This is a genomic window from Nocardia testacea NBRC 100365 (assembly GCF_000308775.1).
In the GTDB taxonomy this organism is placed as follows: domain Bacteria; phylum Actinomycetota; class Actinomycetes; order Mycobacteriales; family Mycobacteriaceae; genus Nocardia; species Nocardia testacea.
On record NZ_BAGJ01000213.1, the window covers coordinates 1 to 802 of the forward strand.

Sequence of the window (802 nt, forward strand, 5' to 3'; positions counted from 1 at the left end):
GAGTCCAGTAACGGTGAATGCGGTGGTCGGCATCGGTCGCGTTGATCAGCAACTGCTCGCGGAAACGCGGGGAATCGCGTTTCCCTCGCGCGTGCGCGTGGGCGTTGACGAACCGATCGAGTTCGCTTCCGGCGCGTGGTCGCACGCCTTTGGATACGAGCGGCACCACGTCCACCGCCACGTCGCCTACCTCGCTGTACAGTTCGCGGCGGTCGCGGATCAGTTCCGACTGGTTTCGCCAGTATTGCTGCCGTACTACATGGTCCATTTCCGGATCGGCGACGAGGGCGGCCAACTCTGCGTAGGCACAGAGCTCGTCGACGGACGGTTCAGCCGGTGGCTCCGGGACGTTCCAGCCCACCCACCTGTCGACATCGCGCCGGGGTATCGATGCGAGGATGCGCCGCCAGAACTGGACGAGGGAATCGTGCACGCCGCCACCTTCCTGCGCGGCGGCCAGCAACGCAAGCCGCTCCGCTCGCCGCGTCGGTGTCACCGTCTCGATCGCCTGTAGTGACGCCCGTCGCCATGCCAGTGACTTGATCTCGATATCGAGTCGCGCGCTCTCGGCGGCGATCGCCTCGTCGATCGACAGTTCGCCCTGCAGCACGTTGCCGATCGGCTCCAGCCCGAGGCCGAGCGCGCGCAGCTGCCGTACCAGCAGCAGTCGTTGGGTGCGCTGTCGGCGTCGAACATCCGATGCCCGCCCGCGCTGCGCTGGGATTCCAGGATTCCTTCGTCGCAGTAGAACCGGATCGTTCGCACTGTGAGGCCGGTGGTGCGCGCCAACTCCCCGATGCTC

At 66.3% G+C, this 802-nt stretch carries 2 protein-coding genes; both read right to left on the reverse strand.

Going from position 1 to position 802, the window contains the following annotated elements:
* Window positions 1-610, reverse strand: a 610-nt coding sequence (locus ON38_RS25510) for a hypothetical protein (RefSeq protein ID WP_051165167.1), incomplete at its 3' end; no start/stop codon positions are given.
* On the reverse strand, window positions 493-789 hold the full coding sequence (locus tag ON38_RS38265; protein ID WP_373281250.1) for a MerR family transcriptional regulator: 297 nt from the start codon (window positions 787-789) through the stop codon (window positions 493-495). The genes ON38_RS25510 and ON38_RS38265, both read right to left, overlap by 118 nt.
* Between the last annotated feature and the right edge of the window lie 13 nt (window positions 790-802).